This is a genomic window from Paenibacillus rhizolycopersici (assembly GCF_014947195.2).
GTDB classification, from domain to species: Bacteria; Bacillota; Bacilli; order Paenibacillales; family Paenibacillaceae; genus Fontibacillus; species Fontibacillus rhizolycopersici.
This window is the reverse complement of the sequence record NZ_JADCNN020000016.1, coordinates 87,194-104,704: the sequence shown is the minus strand read 5'-3', so window position 1 is coordinate 104,704 and position 17,511 is coordinate 87,194. Positions and strand designations below refer to the sequence as shown.

The 17,511-nt window shown below is 46.7% G+C and carries 18 protein-coding genes; all 18 read left to right on the top strand.

The features are described 5' to 3' along the window. Positions 1-18 precede the first annotated feature (18 nt). Entirely contained in the window at positions 19-438 is a 420-nt protein-coding gene (locus tag IM700_RS16600; protein WP_193418031.1) for a hypothetical protein, read from the top strand. Between the two features lie 1,162 nt (positions 439-1,600). Then, a complete protein-coding gene (locus tag IM700_RS16595) occupies positions 1,601-3,724 on the top strand; it encodes an ATP-dependent helicase ComFA (RefSeq protein ID WP_239483974.1) in 2,124 nt (707 codons plus the stop codon). A gap of 1 nt (position 3,725) precedes the next feature. Beyond that, complete coding sequence (locus IM700_RS16590; RefSeq protein WP_193418029.1) at positions 3,726-4,946, top strand: ComF family protein; 1,221 nt, start codon at positions 3,726-3,728, stop codon at positions 4,944-4,946. 115 nt (positions 4,947-5,061) lie between these two features. Then, the gene (locus IM700_RS16585) at positions 5,062-5,481 is read left to right on the top strand and encodes a TIGR03826 family flagellar region protein (protein WP_155608238.1); all 420 of its coding nucleotides are present in this window, start codon (positions 5,062-5,064) and stop codon (positions 5,479-5,481) included. 129 nt (positions 5,482-5,610) lie between these two features. Beyond that, a complete protein-coding gene (gene flgM / locus IM700_RS16580) occupies positions 5,611-5,895 on the top strand; it encodes a flagellar biosynthesis anti-sigma factor FlgM (protein ID WP_193418026.1) in 285 nt (94 codons plus the stop codon). A 12-nt stretch (positions 5,896-5,907) separates the two neighbouring features. Further along, positions 5,908-6,408: a flagellar protein FlgN gene (locus tag IM700_RS16575; RefSeq protein WP_193418024.1), complete on the top strand. Its 501-nt coding sequence runs from the start codon at positions 5,908-5,910 to the stop codon at positions 6,406-6,408. 24 nt (positions 6,409-6,432) lie between these two features. Further along, positions 6,433-7,989: a flagellar hook-associated protein FlgK gene (gene flgK, locus IM700_RS16570; protein ID WP_193418022.1), complete on the top strand. Its 1,557-nt coding sequence runs from the start codon at positions 6,433-6,435 to the stop codon at positions 7,987-7,989. A 66-nt stretch (positions 7,990-8,055) separates the two neighbouring features. Then, complete coding sequence (gene flgL, locus IM700_RS16565) at positions 8,056-8,961, top strand: flagellar hook-associated protein FlgL (protein ID WP_193418020.1); 906 nt, start codon at positions 8,056-8,058, stop codon at positions 8,959-8,961. 81 nt (positions 8,962-9,042) lie between these two features. Then, positions 9,043-9,489, top strand: coding sequence for a flagellar assembly protein FliW (fliW, locus tag IM700_RS16560; protein ID WP_193418017.1), 447 nt, complete (start codon positions 9,043-9,045; stop codon positions 9,487-9,489). Next, positions 9,489-9,731: a carbon storage regulator CsrA gene (gene csrA, locus IM700_RS16555; protein ID WP_193418015.1), complete on the top strand. Its 243-nt coding sequence runs from the start codon at positions 9,489-9,491 to the stop codon at positions 9,729-9,731. Before fliW ends, csrA begins: the two co-directional genes overlap by 1 nt. A gap of 140 nt (positions 9,732-9,871) precedes the next feature. Then, positions 9,872-10,627 carry a flagellin N-terminal helical domain-containing protein gene (locus IM700_RS16550; protein ID WP_193418013.1) on the top strand — a complete coding sequence of 252 codons (756 nt, stop codon included), beginning with the start codon at positions 9,872-9,874 and terminating at the stop codon, positions 10,625-10,627. 82 nt (positions 10,628-10,709) lie between these two features. Continuing rightward, positions 10,710-11,564, top strand: coding sequence for a beta-1,6-N-acetylglucosaminyltransferase (locus IM700_RS16545; protein WP_193418011.1), 855 nt, complete (start codon positions 10,710-10,712; stop codon positions 11,562-11,564). Positions 11,565-11,636: 72 nt separating this feature from the next. Then, a complete protein-coding gene (locus tag IM700_RS16540) occupies positions 11,637-12,026 on the top strand; it encodes a flagellar protein FlaG (protein WP_193418009.1) in 390 nt (129 codons plus the stop codon). A 17-nt stretch (positions 12,027-12,043) separates the two neighbouring features. Continuing rightward, positions 12,044-13,564, top strand: coding sequence for a flagellar filament capping protein FliD (fliD, locus tag IM700_RS16535; protein ID WP_193418007.1), 1,521 nt, complete (start codon positions 12,044-12,046; stop codon positions 13,562-13,564). Between the two features lie 17 nt (positions 13,565-13,581). Further along, complete coding sequence (gene fliS / locus IM700_RS16530) at positions 13,582-13,953, top strand: flagellar export chaperone FliS (RefSeq protein WP_193418005.1); 372 nt, start codon at positions 13,582-13,584, stop codon at positions 13,951-13,953. A gap of 21 nt (positions 13,954-13,974) precedes the next feature. Continuing rightward, positions 13,975-14,313 carry a flagellar protein FliT gene (gene fliT / locus IM700_RS16525; RefSeq protein ID WP_193418003.1) on the top strand — a complete coding sequence of 113 codons (339 nt, stop codon included), beginning with the start codon at positions 13,975-13,977 and terminating at the stop codon, positions 14,311-14,313. A gap of 128 nt (positions 14,314-14,441) precedes the next feature. Next, positions 14,442-16,301: a motility associated factor glycosyltransferase family protein gene (locus IM700_RS16520; RefSeq protein ID WP_193418001.1), complete on the top strand. Its 1,860-nt coding sequence runs from the start codon at positions 14,442-14,444 to the stop codon at positions 16,299-16,301. Between the two features lie 26 nt (positions 16,302-16,327). Then, the gene (locus IM700_RS16515) at positions 16,328-17,359 is read left to right on the top strand and encodes a UDP-N-acetylglucosamine 4,6-dehydratase family protein (protein WP_193417999.1); all 1,032 of its coding nucleotides are present in this window, start codon (positions 16,328-16,330) and stop codon (positions 17,357-17,359) included. Positions 17,360-17,511 lie beyond the last annotated feature (152 nt).

Sequence of the window (17,511 nt, the reverse complement as noted above, 5' to 3'; positions counted from 1 at the left end):
TAATAGGAGGTGGGTACGGTGGTTCCTTATGTAGGTTGGATCCTGCTCAGCTACGGAATGGCCGCGGCGTTGGTCCATGTGCTGCACGGCCTGGTTCAGCAAGGGAAACGGAAGGATCGCGCGATTCATTATATTCTCGTCACGAGCAATCATGAGAATCAGATGGAATGGTATTTGCGGGCACTCTCCTGGTATGCACGGCTGCGCGGTTTACCTCTGAGAGTGACAGTACTCGACGAGAGCTCGCAGGATGACACGCTGGCGATCATGCGGAAGCTGGAATCGCAAGGCGAGATGGAGCTAACCGTGATCGGCTTGGCGGTGGTGCGGCAAGAGGATGTGGAAGCGCATGCGGCTTTGTTGAACGAAGAGACGCCTGTCTGCATCGATCTTCGCATCCCGCGGGAGGCGGACAAAATACCCTATGTCCATGTGTAACACCCTTTCCGGGGCGAAGGGTTCCGGAGTTGATGACCGGCAGTGGATGCAGGAAGGACAACCGCATATGACTAGGCTGGCGCATAGCAATGCGCAGTGTAAAGTGTGAAGCACACTCTTGATGGCGATAAGCCGGGGAGTGTGCTTTTTTGTGTTATGGGGAAAAACGGGGGAGATGGAAAGAGGACATGGGAAAGGTAAAGCTGGCTGACTAGTGGAGGAGGAGTAATGGGTTCATAGTGATGGAGTAGCGAAGAGCTAAGAGGGGGGAGTGCTGTTTGCGAGAACAAGGTGGGAGAGAGGGGAGGTGGATAGAAGATGGTGGCGCGGAGTAATGGGATCGTGCGAGAAGTTGGTTTGCGAGAGGAAAGTGAGAGTGAGGGGGAAGGATGAGGGGGGTCAACGAGAGGTTACTGATGATTGCGGTTGAGGGGCAGAGAGTAATTAGAGAGTGGAAGAAGCCGGTGTATGAGGGGAAGGAGGGAGTGAGCGAGAGGAAGCTTACGTTGCGGTTGAGGGCAAGTGAGTAATGAGAGAGTGAAAGAAGCGGTAGGGGAGAAAGGTGGGAGTGAGCTGATGGGATTGAAGCTGAGGAGTAGGGGGTATCAGTATCCATCGGAGTTGTTGTTCTCTTCAAGTTCGCGTGTGTTGGCAGCTCTAACGGAACTCAGGGACGTTATTTGCCTAGGAACGCGAGGATATGGATTGTAACGGAACGAGAAACCCTTATTTGTGCAGAACTTGGGTGATTTGCCTGCTTTATGGCCGAATAAGGTCTGTAGGTTCCGTTAGCTTGGGAAATAGCCGGGAAATTGGCGAATAAGGTCTCTCAGTTCCGTTACGATGGTTAACGCCTAAGTAGACATGATGGAGGCCGTTATTGAGGCGTTTTAAAAGACAAGATGCGACATGAAGTGTGAGGATTTTGGGGAATCAGGTCGAAGAAAAGGGGCGAAATAAGAATTCCAAAAAACAAATATCAGAAAAAGAGGAATTATCTGATAATTGTTGAAATATGGATAATACTGCTAGATTTTAGGAGGAGAGTGGTAATGTGAGGGGGAGTTTGTATGCGGTAAGATCCAAGTCAGGATGGGAGCTACGAGTAAGCTTGGATCTGAAGGTTGATTTGTCTTGGTGGATGGATAGGAATTCCGAATCTATGTATTTGTTATCCGACGGAATGCCGCTGGGGTGGGCTGTTGAGGTGAGGGATCACTTCAAGTTGTTGGACGAGATGGATCGTTGGTCCGATCGGCAATGGGATCAAATGTTGGTAAGAGAGCTGCAGGAGGAGCTGCGGTTCGAAGTGAGGTTGACGAGTTCAAGTAAATCAAGGGATCTGGGGGAGTCATTGAAGGGAAGTTCCTTGTTAGGCGAGCGTCGGGGTTGGTTGTGGAAGGAAGGCCGGTTGACGGAATTAGGGCGTGTTGTTAGGGGAAGTGGGAACTCAAGAATGGAGGAGAGTGCGTTGGGAATCGTGGAGTTAGGAGAGCGAACGGGGGAAAAGGTTGGGGCATCGGGGGAAAGTGGCCCGTGGAGAGCGGATGGGGCGCGGGGCAAGAACGGAGCTTGGAACGAATCCGCAGGCGTGAAGCGAAACGGGACTTGGGGGAAGTCTGCGGCGGCGGGGAATGAAGCGGGGGTGTGGAGCGAAGCAGGGATAGGCGGAGGAGCGGGGGCGTGGGGCGAAGCCACGCCCCTAGCGGAAGCCGCGCAGCGCCTTGCGGCTGCGCTGGAGGGCCGCTCGCTGCTGGAAGCGGAGCTCCAGCAGCTGCTGGCGGAACGCCTGCCGGGCTTCGCCCCGGGCTGGCGTTCCGCCGTCCAGCACGCGCACCTGCAGGGGCGCGTGCAGCTCACGGCGGGCGTGGCCTCCGCCCGCCGCCGTGATGCGGGCCCGCGCTGGCGCCGGGCCCGGGCCCCACGCTGCCGGCGCTGCGGCAGCGAAGTGCATCGCCGCACGCCCTGCGGGTCGTGCGGCTCGCGCGGCTGCGCCTACTGCGAGGCGTGCCTCGCGCTCGGGCGCAGCCGCTCCTGCGCGCTGCTGCTGCGCGGCAGCAGCGCGGGGGCCGTACCGCCGCCGGGGGCGGGAGGCGGCACGGCCGCGGGCCTGGCCCCCACCGAGTCCCTGCTGGACCGGTGGGGGCTGAGCCCCGCCCAGCGCAGCGCGGCGGGGCAGGCGCTGCGCTTCCTGGCGCAAGCGCAGGAAGCTCCTTTACCTGGCGGGGCCCGCAATAGACCCGCCATTGTCCCAGTTCTGCGACGCTCGCACCCTATGGTTTCCCACCCGCCTCGCTTCCTACTCTGGGCCGTCACCGGCGCCGGCAAAACCGAGATGATCTTTCCCCTGTTGCGCTATGCACTGGACCGAGGGGGGCGGGTCTTGGTCGCCACGCCACGGCGCGACGTTGTGTTGGAGCTGGCGCCGCGGGTGGCGAAGGCTTTTCCCGATGAGCCCCTGGCCGTCCTGTATGGCGGGAGCCCGCAGCGCTGGGAGGATGCCCGGTTGATCCTAGCCACAACCCATCAGTTGTTGAGGTTCTATCATGCGTTTGATCTGGTCGTGATCGATGAGTTGGATGCGTTTCCGTACCATAATGATCCGATGCTTGGCTTCGCAGCAGAGGCCGCCTGCAAACCGAAAGGCCGTTTTATTTTCCTCTCTGCAACGCCTCCCGTACGCTTGCAAAAGGAGATCCGAGCCGGTCGTCTGCCGCACGCCAAAGTTCCGGCGCGGTATCACGGCAGTCCGCTGCCGGTCCCGGAACGGATCATAGCGGCAAACATTGAGCTTTGCCTGCGGCGTCATTCTCTACCCCCCGCACTGTTGCGCCCTCTCCGGCATTCGGAACAGCGCGGGGCACAGATTTTTATCTTCGTGACACGGATCCGCCAGATACCGGGTTTCTCCCAGCTCCTGCGTTCCTATTTTCCCGGTATCCGTATTGAGGGAACATCCTCCACGGATCCGGACCGGAACGAGAAAGTGTTGGCTTTCCGAGAAGGAAGGATTCGAATGTTGATTAGTACGACGATTCTGGAGCGCGGCGTGACCGTGCCCAAAAGCGATGTATACATAGTAGACGCGGACAGCGACCTGTTCGATGAAGCTTCTTTGGTGCAAATGGCCGGAAGGGCCGGTCGTTCCAAGGATGATCCGAATGGGAAAGTCGTATTTGCTGCCCCGGCTTGGACCAAATCGCAGCGAGGCGCCATCCGGCAAATTCGGATGATGAACGCCGCTGCTTATAAAAACGGGTTTTTAAAGGTAAAGGAGGGTCAATAATATGATGAAGTCATCCCTGAGTGTTGCGAATCGCGGGCCACGGACGAGAGGCCGTAATTGGGATCGGGCTAAGGTTTCCCGGATTCCCCAGCAAAGTCCCTATGTACGGTCCGGCGGCAGGTTTTTCCCGGGTCAAGTGGATGGTGATGCGTTTGCCGAGAATAGGTACATCCCGAATCGAGCGCTACAGGGCGGGAGGTCTGTTTCAGCAAAAAAAAGGGGACAAACGGCGAATGGCGTCCATTCTGCGGATGATTTCTTATCAAATTCCTTGTCCTCGAGTATTTACAGCTTCTATGAGGGGAAAGGCTTTACCTGGACCCGCTTATTATCCCCGCTACATCAATTGCTGGCGCCACCCGCAATTCCCTGTTTGGCCTGTGGCAAGACGATTTCCGACCGCGTGCGGGGCTACCCGGAAATTTGCTTGTCCTGCTATATCTCGATTCCGTGGATCAAATGCCCTCGCTGCCGGATCTGCGGCCGACAAGTGGGCTGCCCGGACTGTACCCGTTCGGGTCAAGCTCCCCGCAGTTTTGTGATGAATCGGAGCGCTGTCGCCTACAGTCCGGCCATGCGCGAGTGGCTTGCGCAATACAAATACCGCGGCAATGAGGCGTACGGTGCTGTCCTGGCACGAATGACAGGAATGGCTTACCGGCGGATGATCAAAGAACTAGATGAAGCCGGCTATAGTGGCAACGGGCATGGCAACAACGGAACTCCCTTTCGTTTCCATGCCGTAACCGCCGTCCCGGTCAGCAACGACCGTATGCAGGAACGGGGGTTTAATCAAGCCGCCCGGTTGGCCTATGGGGCTGCGTCCGCAGGACAAATTCCCCTGTTGAACCTGCTGGAACGCTCCCGGCATACCGAAAAGCAAAGCTTCAAAACCCGCTGGGAACGCCTGCACGATCTGCATGATGTGTTCCAGCCTACAGCCCAGGCAGCGGACAAGTTGTTAGCAGCAGTAGATGCCGTGAAACGGAATCAGAGTAACCCCTCCGCTTGGTCGGTAACCTGGCTTCCTCAAGCTGTGAAGCCGGATCCTTTTTCCCGAATTTTGCCCGATTCTTCACCCGAACCGGTACGTCTGTTGCTGGTAGATGACGTATATACGACAGGGAGTACGCTGGAGGCCTGCTCCCGGATACTGCATGAGATCTGCGAGCGAATCGGGCGACGCGCCGAAATTTATTGTTTGACTTGGGCCCGGTCTTAACCTAATTTCTTACAAATTTCTGCAATTCTGTTGACAAAGATATAGACGAATCCCCCTCAAATAAGGTAATCTAGCATCAAATGATGATTTAGAGAAAGGACGTAAGAGCATGGGGTTGAATCTTGCGAATTGTCCACGTTGCGGAAGATTGTTTGCCAACAATTTCAGAGACATTTGTCCTTCTTGCATAAAAGAAATCGAAGATGAGTACGAGAAGTGCTTGAAGTTTTTGCGTGAGGAGAAGCTGGCTACGATTCAAGACGTCTCCGACGGTACGGGAGTTTCCATCCGACAAATCACCAAGTTCATCAAGGAGGGGCGTATTTCGGTTGCCAACAACCCGAATATGATGTACCCCTGCGAGGTGTGCGGCGTGCTGATTCGGGACGGGAATATGTGCGATTCCTGCCGTAACCGGTTAACCCGTGATCTTGCGGCCGCTGCTAAGGATGAATCCGGGAAGAAGTCGGGTCCCGACGATAGAACCGGTAGCGGTGCTTATAGCGCCGTCGACAAATTCCGTAGTCCCAAATGACTAAAACCGTGATTCTTTGGCATAATATTCTCAAACATCCAATGCTTCGCTATTAAAAATGATTTCAAAGCCGCCGATAAACTTAGTAAAGATTATCGGCTTTTTCTATTTGGAAGGAAGGTGGAACCCATGAAAATTAATGAAACCGGACGGGTTGGAGCCATCAATAACTATCAACGCCAGGTTGAATCTCAACATAAAGATACAGGCAGCAAAGCTCGCCGTAAGGATGAAGTATCCATTTCGGCGGAAGCCAAGGAACTGCTGAAGGCGCAGGAGGTTGGATTTAATCCTGAGCGGGCTCAGCGGATCGAGGATTTGAAGACGCAAGTCTCCTCGGGTACTTATCACGTGGAAGCCGGCAAAATCGCTGACAAGCTTGCTCCGTACTTCAAGTCTTTTCTGAACGAGTAATAGGAGGCGGCTATGGCTATAAAACGACTGATTGATGCGTTGAATCAACTGGTTGATGTCCATCAAACCATGTTAGCGTCGGGACAGGCCAAGAAGGAAGCCATCATGAAGGACGACATCGAGTCCTTGATTCAAATCATGAATCAGGAGTCCCGGGTGATGAAGCGGATTGCCGCTTTGGAGGAAGAACGGGTTGCTGCCTGCCAAGTTTTTTTGCAGGAAAAGGGGATTAAGTCGGCGCTTAACTTGACTATTACGGAGCTGGCACGGCTTGTGTTTGATCCCGAGGAGAAGAAAGCTCTATTGCATACTCAAGAAGCGTTATCCAAGACGCTGAATGAGTTGAAATTCATTAACGATTTGAATCAGAAGTTGATTGAGCAATCGCTCGCATTCGTCAATTATTCGATGGATTTGTTAGGGGCTTCGCCGATGCAGGAGGCAACCTACAAACCGCCGACAGATAAACCGACAGGCTCCAAGGGGCCGGGCTTTTTTGATGCTCGGGCTTAGCAGTAAGCCGACAAGGAGGAACTTATGACATCGACATTCCATTCGCTCGAAACCGCGAAGCGAAGCTTGTTTACACAGACGATGGCTCTAAATACAACCGGCCATAATATCGCGAACGCCAACACGGACGGTTATTCCCGACAAACGGTGAAAATGAGCGCGGCCCGTCCTTTGGAAGCTTACGGAATCAACCGTTCTGTAAATCCGGGGCAATTGGGTACCGGGGTAGAAGTCGTTTCGGTTGAACGGATTCGGGAACAGTTCTTGGATGAGCAATTCCGCAATGAAAATAAATCGCTTGGCGCTTGGAATATCCAATACGACACGCTCGATAAGCTGCAAACGATTATTAACGAGCCTTCCGATACTGGAATCAGCGCACTCGTAAATAATTTCTGGAAAGCATGGTCCGACTTGAGTAAGGACCCTGAGAACATCACGAACCGGAAAATCGTCAAGGAAACGACCCTCGCTCTGACGGATGCATTGAACCATACCAGCAAACAGCTTAGCGATTTGAATTCCGACTTGACGAACAACGTCGCAGTGAACGCGTCTGATATGAACTCGATCCTCTCTTCGATCGCTGACTTGAACCGGCAGATCACCCGGATCGAAAGCTTGGGCGATAAAGCTAACGACCTTCGGGACCAACGGGATTTGCTGACGGATCAACTGTCCAACTTGGTCAATGTCGAGGTGACCGAGCTTCCGGAAGGCTATCAGATTACCATGGGCGGACAAGTATTGGTTGCGGGTGAGAACCCGACGCCAATCACGGCTGACTTTTTGCAGAATGCCTATGCTGCGGGAACACTAAACAACGGCGAGATTTATGGGATGATCTATTCCCGCGACACCTATGTACGGGATTATCAGAGCCAGCTTGATCAATTTGCGAATACGTTGGTCAACGGGGATATTACCGTTACGATCCCGGCGGGGGCGATCCTACCGGAAGGTACGGTCATCGGGAATCAAACCTTCTCGGGACCTACCCGCACACTGGCTACAGACCTGACCGTGACCATTAAAGGCATTAACGCACTGCACAAGCTTGGCTACAGCGCGAATGATGGAGTTCCTGTCCCTGGTGGCGATTTCTTTGCCGCCAAAGACGGAGGGACGGCGATCACGGCCGGCAATATCACCATGAGTCAGGCGATTTTGGACGATCCCAGCTTGATTGCAACCTCGCTGAGAACCACGGGTTCCGGCACCACGGAAACGGTGGTCAAAGGGAACAACGGTCTGGCGCTGATCATGGCCGATCTCAAGGACGTGAAGTTCACCTTCGGCGGCGGCCAAACGGCAACGTCCACGATTGACGACTACTTCAAGGCCATCGTTGGACAAGTCGGTGTACAAGCGAATGAAGCCAAACGACAAGCCGACAACGCGCTGATCCTAACCGACCAGGTGAACGCCAAACGCCAATCGGTCAGCGGCGTCTCCCTTGACGAGGAAATGTCGAACATGATGATGTTCCAGCACGCCTACTCCGCAGCCGCACGCTTCATGACCACCTTCGACGAAGTGTTGAACAAGCTGATTAACGGCACCGGTGTGGTAGGACGCTAAATGATATAAATGATTTTTGATAGTATTCAAGCCTAACATGTTTCGCAAGCTAAGGAGGTTGAATCAATGGCTTTACGCGTCACATCCAATATGATGAGCAACCAGGTGCTTCGCAACCTGAATCGCAACCTAAACAAAATGTCCGAACAGCAAAATCAGCTGTCCACCGGTCGTAAAATCAATCAACCCTCCGACGATCCCGTCGGCGTAACCTACGCGCTCCGCTATCGTTCCGAGTTGGCTGCCAATGACCAGTACAGCCGAAATGTTAACACGGCTTTGGGGTGGTTGGATACGACGGATACCGTTATGTCTCAGACGGAGGACGTTTTGAATCGCTTAAAAGAACTTACGACACAGGCAAGTAATGGCACCAATCCGCAAAGTGCTTTAGATAGTATCGCTTCCGAATTAGTCGAGCTCAAAAAGCAATTAGGGGATTTGGGAAATACGCAAATCAACGGAAAATATATTTTTAATGGACAGACATACAACCTCAAGCCATATGATTCCAACAACCCGGCCTCTTTTGCCTCGGCTGAAACCGATCCAGATCCTGTAGAGTACACGGTCGGGCAAGGGGTGACTTTTCAAATCAATACGTCCGGAAATGACTTTTTTGGTGAGAAGGACGGCGCAGATAATGTTTTTAACATCATTGATAAACTGCTTATTGCCATGCAGAGTAGCCAGTTTGGTGACATTTCTGCCGAGATAACCAATATCGATTCCCGACTAAATAAAATGGTATCTGTGCATTCTGAAACGGGAGCTCGTACAAATCGGGTTGAATTAATGCAGGCCAGACTTAGTAACGAGGACCTTAAATTAACGGAATTGCAATCCAAGACAGAAGATGCTGATATTGCAGAGCTGATGATACAATCGAATGTAAGCTCCAACATCTATCAGGCATCACTATCTGCTGGGGCAAAAATTATCACACCTACATTAGTGGATTTTATTAAATAACAACTGCTAGATATAGTATGAAGTCAGGCTATGAACAGAGGACGTTCGTAGCCTTTTTATTACTGAGGAGGAAAGAGTGACATGCAAATTCCTAGAGAACAAATGAACGAAATCCAGATCCAAATAAATGAAGTTTTTGAGTTTAGAGGAGGAATCCCTGGATTCGAGCAGTACACGAAGTTTGTGGTTTTTCCCCATGATGATTACTTTTCCATTCTGCAGTCCTCCGAAGAAGAAGAGCTAGCCTTTATCATCATAAATCCATTTTTGTTCTTTGAGGATTATGAATTCGAATTGTCCGAAAGTGATCTGGAGGAAATGGGAATCCAGGATATTGCGGATGTTATCGTAAGATCGATTGTGACTTGGGGTAATACCTTGCAGGAGGTTACAGCAAATTTAATGGCTCCGCTCATTTTCAATGCAAAGAATAAAACAGGGAAGCAGGTTGTGCTTTACCCCACTTCGTATAAATCAAAACATCCTTTACTTAGAGAAGGAGTCGAGCTGAAGGGCGGGAATGTGTAATGCTGGTTCTTACAAGAAAGAAGGGTGAATCGATCATTATCGCAGAGGACATTGAAATAACGGTGCTGGCGATAGATGGTGAAAATGTAAAAATCGGTGTTAAAGCACCTAAACAAGTCAACATCCATAGGAAGGAAATTTATTTGGCGATTCAAGAAAGTAATAAAGAGGCTTCGTCAGGAAAACAAGAGTTGCTCAGGAAAATAACCGGATGGAATGATGGGGCTAAGAATAATTTTTAGAAAAAAAATAATGTAGGTCTATTAAGTAAACGCAAGATACTTCCGATAATACTGTTAGACAGGTTTGAAACGGGCGGCCGACCTTCAGACCTATCACCACAAGGACGTGGGTTAATTTAATTTCAGGGAGGAAACATTCAATGATTATCAACCACAATATCAACGCGCTGAACACTCATCGCAACATGGGCTTGAACAACGTAGCAGCTGGTAAGAGCATGGAGAAATTGTCTTCCGGTCTTCGTATTAACCGTGCAGCTGATGATGCAGCAGGTCTGGCAATTTCCGAAAAAATGCGCGGCCAAATCCGCGGTTTGGAACAAGCGCAACGCAACACGCAAGACGGTATTTCTTTCGTTCAAACGGCTGAGGGTGCTTTGAACGAAGTAAGTGCAATGCTCGTTCGTATGAAAGAACTGCGCGTACAAGGCGAAAATGGTACTTACACTACTTCCGATACAGGTAACATCGACAAAGAAGTAGAAGAATTGGCTAACCAAATTACAAACATTGTCGGTAACACTAAATTCAACGGTAAATCCATTACAGGTGGTGCTAGCATCACTACGAACGACACAGGTGAAAGCATTGCAATCGATAGCTTTACCTTCTCGATCGCTACAACTGCCGACCGTGCAGCGATCAGTGGTGCAATCTCCACTTTGTCGACGGTTCGCGGTACGTTGGGTGCTAAACAAAACCGTCTGGAATACACTTCCAACAACATTGGTACTACCGTAGAAAACCTGACAGCTGCCGAATCCCGTATTCGCGATACGGACATGGCGAAAGAAATGGTTGCTCTTACGAAAAACAACATCCTTCTTCAAGCATCTCAAGCGATGTTGTCGCAAGCTAACTCTCAACCGCAAGGCGTACTGTCGCTGCTTCGTTAATTTTGATCTTTTTATCAAACAAAAGGGATTGCTTACGGGCAATCCCTTTTGTTTTGTAAAAATTAGAAATGGAGAGAACGAAATGAAAATTGCATATTTTATCATGGCTCATCATAAGCCGGATATGCTATTGCGTATGATGAATGCTATTTACAATGAGGACAATTTGTATCTCATCCATATTGATTTAGGTAGCAGTGAAGATTTGAAGGAACTCGGACAAAACCTGGTTGAATCCAATCCAAACATTCGAATGCTACCCTCACGTTATTTAATGTGGGGAGGGTGGTCGCTGGTTCAAGTTGAATTGGATGCGATTAACTATTTACTTCAATGGAATAATGAATGGAGTTACTATATCAACTTAAGCGGTCAAGATTTTCCACTAATACCTCAAGAGAATATCCAGGCTTTTTTGAATGGTAGAGACACCAACTTCATTCAAGTAAAGCAACGTGATGAGGAAGAGATGAGAAAAAGAGCCCAACTACAAGATAAATATTATATAGAGGACGCTGGGGAGATAAAAATGTTGGGCCAACGGAAACCATTCGAAGATTATTTCTCTCCAAATATTAAACAATTTGGTGGCTCTCAGTGGAAGATGATTTCAAGAGATTTCGCATTTTATACAGTAACTGCGCAGTTATCCTTCGAAATGCAAGAATATTACCGATACACCTTTATTCCGGACGAGCAATTCTTTCAAACTTTAATCATGAACAGCCCTTTTTCTGTCAAAATTTCAGAGAAAAATATGAGATGCCTTAGGATGGAAACAGATCAACAAAAAATGATATATCACGCAGCAACTTTTAGAATGTCTGATATTCACGCACTATATAGTAGTGAGGGGTTGTTCGCTCGGAAATTTGACCTTGCAATTGATGCCGACGTGGTTGACTTTATTGAAAAATTAATTGGTGTTTCCGATTGAAGCCTATAATATCCAAGAAAGTTTGGGCCGATATATTAAATAGTATAAAGTTTACGTTTGGAGGTTATAGCGATGAATATTGGGGCATCAGGCTCTTCTACATCTTCAATAACTCCTCAATCCAACAACAAAGGGAATAACACCATAGCAAATGCAGGAGTATCCTCTTCGAATACGACTCAATTAGATCAAAGTGCATTACGGATTGCAATTAATCATGGTGAAAAAGTATCAATTGGCGAGAAACAACTTATTCAAGCAATTGATCGTGCTTTGAAGGCTATGCAAGGACCTACAACGATACTTGATGTATCAATTCATGAAAAGACGCATGCCATAATGGTAAAAGTCTTAGATAAGGATACAGGAGAGGTTATTCGTGAAGTTCCTCCTGAAAAAACGCTGGATATTGTTGCAAAAATGATGGAAATTGCAGGTTTGCTAGTTGATGAACGAGTATAAATAAAAGGAGGGCAATCATGAGAATAAGTGGTTTTGCATCTGGCATGGATATTGACAGTATGGTCAAGGAGCTAATGCAGGCGAAACGTGCTCCTCTTGATAAGCTTAATCAACAAAAACAACTGCTGGACTGGAAACGGGAAGCGTATCGCTCACAAAGTACAAAAATGGTTAGCTTTTTGTATGATAAGCTCTCTAACCTTAAGAACACATTGTCAACTCAAGGGAAAACGGCATCCTTAACCGGGGATACTTCGGCAGTTAACGTTCAAGCTTCTAACGGTGCCACAAGTTTGCCTGTAACTGTAGAAGTAACTAAGGTTGCAACTGCAGCTCAGGTTCAAGCAGAGTTTACTGGAGTAAGTCGCAGCACACTATTACAGGATATTCTACCTGATACTGCAGGCAATAAGATATATGTAAACGGAGTTGAAGTCAGCTTCGATCCTTCGGTGGATACAATGCAATCTTTAGTTCAAAAGATAAACAATAAAGCGGGTAATGTGGCCACTGCTTCATTTGACAGTGCAACAGGTACTCTTTCCATAGCTGCCAAGAAAGTTGGAGCGGATTCCAGCCTTCAAGTCACCGGTGATTTGTTTGAGAGTTCTGTAGCAGGCACTGATATAATTAATGGATCCGGCTCGGGTGCCCAATTCAAGATTAATGGGGTAGACTCTACTCAACTGCTAACCAATAAGGCGATTACCATTGACTCGACTAATTCTAATATTATTAATTACGACGGGATGCAGATAACGTTAAAATCTCTCGGGACCGTTACTGTTGAGACGAAGCCAGATACAGATAAATTGGTTAATGCGGTTAAATCCTTCATCGAGGACTACAATTCATTGATAGGGTCAATAAATGGTAAATTAGGCGAGGAGAGATATCGCTCATACGCTCCTCTAACAGAAGACCAAAAGAAAGAAATGAATGAAGATGATATTAAACTCTGGCAGGACAAGGCACAGAGCGGGATGCTCAAAAGTGACGATATTCTGAGTAGTGTAGTTAGCGGGATGAGAACTGCACTGACCAGCAAGGTTACTACGCCAGAAGGGGACATTTCCATTTTTAGCATGGGAATCTCAACGGGAAAATGGAATGAAGGCGGGAAACTCGTTATTGAAAATGAGGATCAACTGAAACAAATGATTGAACTCAATCCTGAGCAAGTCATAAATTTCTTTTCCGGAGTGGGAACATCAGTATCGGATGAGGATAAGAAAAAGGGAGTTAAGTACAATGAAGATACAGGGATTTTTAATCGCCTATCCAACCTGCTGAATGAAGGCCTTAACCGACTTGCGGAACGAGCGGGGACTTCTCGAATAAGCAGCGACATTAATAGCATCCTGTTGGCATCTAGCCAACTGGGCATGGAAAGTCGGGATTTGGACAACCGTATTGCTGATATGAAAGATAGACTATCCCGTTTGGAGACTGGTTACTACAAGCAATTTACTGCTATGGAGTCGGCCATGAACAAATACAACGCGCAATCTGGTAGTTTATCGAGTTTCTTAAAGTAAAGGGAGTGTGAGGAAGGTTGTTAACATCACCATATGATAAATATAAGCAAACTCAAACTCAAACAGCAAACTCATCTAAATTACTCCTTATGTTATATGAAGGCGCCATTCGGTTTTTGAAACTTGGAATTGAAGGTATTGATAATAGGGATATTGAGAAAGCAAATAATAATTTAATCAAGACCCAAGCTATTATTAACGAGCTTATCGCTTCTTTGAATTATGATTACCCTATTGCCAATGATTTGCTGAAGATTTATGAATACATGCTTCACAAGCTAATTCAGGCTAATATTCATAAAGACAAAACGCACGCTATGGAAGTGTATGAGTATTTAATTGAATTAAAAGATACATGGACTGAGGCAAGCCGCTTAGCAAGTGTATAACTTAAGGTGGATTGATCGATTATGGATGAGCTGCTTCAAGAATTATATGTGATGACAAAGACAACTGTAAGCCAGTTGCAAAATATGTCCTTTGAGAAATTAGAGTCATTTGTTGAATCCAGGCAATATTTAAGTGATGTTATCATTAGTAAAGCTAATGAAAATGGTCCTATGGGAGAAGAACAGAAGCAATTCTTGGCTGAAATTTTATCCTACGATAACGAAATTCTATCCCGAATGCAAAGCCTTAAGCTTGAGGCTAAGGATTGGCTAGAACGAAATCAGCAGATTAAAGTTCAACAAAATGCTTATCAAAAAGCATATTCCGTTGATAGCTATTATATCGATTGGAAGAACTAATAAACACAGGATATTCACCCTAAGCGGGAGATATCCTTTTTTTTGTATCCAAGTATTGCATATCATTAAATAAATGCATCATCCGATATATATACTATGATGATTTGTTTAGAACGGGAGATCTGTAGATGAATTACCTAGAATTGAACCTAATGAAAATTAATAAAAAGTACCCCCACATTTGTATGGAACTTCAAAAGCATAACTATGACCCTGAGGTTTATCATTTCTCGAGAATGGAATCGGGGCTAGGTAATGTCGAATACACCCTTCCCAGTTCATCCCCGCAGCTCTTGTTTGAGAATAATGATGCACAGCTTGAGTTAGCTCTTTGGGTCCAATCGCTTAGTGATGCATTATCAAATCATGACCATATTTTGCTCTATGGACTTGGATTAGGATATCATCTACGCTTGCTGCTAGACATGTATCCAAATAAATGGATTTATGTGTATGAGCCGGATATGGATCTATTTATCACAGCGTTGATCAACGAGGATTTGAGAGATATATTGGATCATCCGAACGTAAAGAGTATGGCAGTGGGCATATCCATGGGGCAAAGGCGTCAACTTATTTTTCCTATTTGTCAATTAGCTCAAGGTACTTGCTCAGTTGTGAGGTTACCATTCCACTATAAGACGAGAATGGGAGAAATTCAGGGGTTCCAGCAAGTCTTTGATGAAATCGTAACGGAGTATAAAATTAATCAGAATACATTGATTCGGTTTAAGGATATATGGATGATTAATCGGTTTAATCATTTTGTTACCAATTTATCTTCACTATCGTTATTTCAATTAAAAGGCATGTTTCAAAATACCCCTGCATTAATTGTTGGATCCGGTCCTTCGTTGGAACTGGATATAAATTGGATTAGAGAACTTAAAGATTATTGTCTGATCATAGCTGCTGGATCAAGCGTACAGGCATTATTGCAACATGGAATAACCCCTCATTTGGTAGTGGTCATTGATGGGGGGCCTGTTGTTGAAAATATATTTTTGGTCCCAGGTTCAGAAAAAGTCCCACTACTGTACACACCGTCCGCTAATTACAAGGCGACAGATCGCGTTAACGCTGTAATGTTTCATGCGTATGATGACACAGATCCTGTGACGCGATATTTTTTTGAAACGGATAAGGAGGAGCCAATTCTTCGTTCGCTTGCATCGGTCTCTGGAACGGCGGTACAAGCAGCGGTGTACATGGGGTGCAGCGATATCATTTTTGCAGGCCAAGACTTTTCATTTCCGTCAGACAAACATTACTCCAATGGAGTAGCTCATGTGCATGAGGTTCATCAATCGAGAGCAATAAGTCAGGCAAACATTTGGGTTGAAAACGTGAGTGGCAGTTCGAATCGGACGACCCTTCCCTATAAGATTCTCCTTAACAAGATGGAAGAGGTCTTATCGTGGTTTCCTGAGGTTAATTTTATTAATACCTCAAAACTAGGCGCAAAAATAGAGGGAACAAATTGGGTTCCTATTGAGGAGATAATCGACCGTTTAAAAAACACAAATGATCCCGACCCCGACCGGTTCGAAAAGGCTCTGGTAAATAAGCCCAGGCGCTATAACCCGACGCAGATTGAAGATATAGTAAATAAGATAAAACGTATAGCTGTCGAAATTGAACGGATTAGTGAGAAGACAAGAAAAATCTTGAGATTATTAAGAAAACTTGAAGAATTGAGCAGAACAAACCCAAGAAAATGTGAAAATACGATGGTTGTCGTTGAGGAGATTTGGTCGTCCATTGTAGATGGAGAAATTTTTAAAACTCTATACGAACCCCTGTTGCCTGAGGAACTCCAATTCTTTGATAACCATTTATCACGAATTATTTCAGAAGAAAATATTCATGATAAATCGAAGTATTTTGTGATGTACTTAGGCAAAATAGTGCGAGAGATTATTGGGATACAGCCCAAATTAGAGGATTTATACCGAATATCCATAGAAAGAATTAAAAGAAGCAATTGACTAATTAAATTGGTAAGGTGGTTAGCATGAACGGTTTATATAAAGATAAGAAAATACTAATTACAGGTGGGACGGGAACGATAGGAAGCTATTTGGCCAAGAGACTGCTCGCGGATAATCCCAAAGTTATTCGTATATTCAGCCGGGATGAGTATAAGCAGTTCGAAATGGCTCAGGAGTTTCATGGATTTTCTTCCCGGCTTAGGTTTTTAATTGGGGATGTTAGGGATCAACAAAGATTAGCCAGAGCTATGGAAGGTATAGATTATGTGTTTCATTGTGCGGCTATGAAACATGTTCCTGCTTGCGAATATAATCCGTTTGAGGCGGTGCAGACCAATGTTATTGGTACACAAAATGTAATACAGTCTGCACTGTCGGCCGGAGTGAAGAAAGTCATCTTTCTAAGTACAGATAAAGCCATTGCTCCTACCAATACGTATGGTGCAACTAAGTTAATGGCTGAACGATTGATTTCTTCAGCTCAATATCAAGCGGGGTCGTCCATCACCGTATTTGCGGCTGTTCGTTTTGGAAATGTTATGGGCTCAAGGGGATCCGTTATCCCACTATTCAAAAAGCAGATTGAACGTAATCGTGAAATTACAGTAACTCGATCGTCGATGAGCCGTTTTATGATGACTCTAGATGAAGCAATAGAGTTGACGATTCGAGCAATGCATTATGCTCAGGGTGGGGAAGTTTTTGTTTTGAAGATGCCAGTAGTCCGATTAGGTGATCTAGCGAAAGCTGTGGTATTAGAAATGTCAAGAATAATGGGAGTAACTCCTGAGGAAATAGAGATTATAGAAATAGGGTTGCGACCTGGTGAAAAAATGTATGAGGAGCTAATGACAGATGAAGAAGGAAAACGAGCAAGAGAATTGAAAGAAATGTTTGTTATACCAAATGAATTTGTTAAACAAGGGACTTATCCTAATTCCCGGCCCTTGAAGAATGGAAGGTATAGCTCGGAAGACCAGAAGCCGTTGGAATTTGATGAAGTGTCAGAGTTGCTCATTCGTTCACGGGCTTTTGATGAGCGATATAAAGACTGAATAAATAAAGCTAGGCAAAGTATCGTATTCGGTGAGAAGAGTGGGTGGTTTCTCCAACTGAAAACGATTTTTTGTTTTAATTTCCAACAAACTATTTCTCTATACTATTAAGTAAATTGCCGATATAGTATGTAGCGATAGAGATAAGCCGG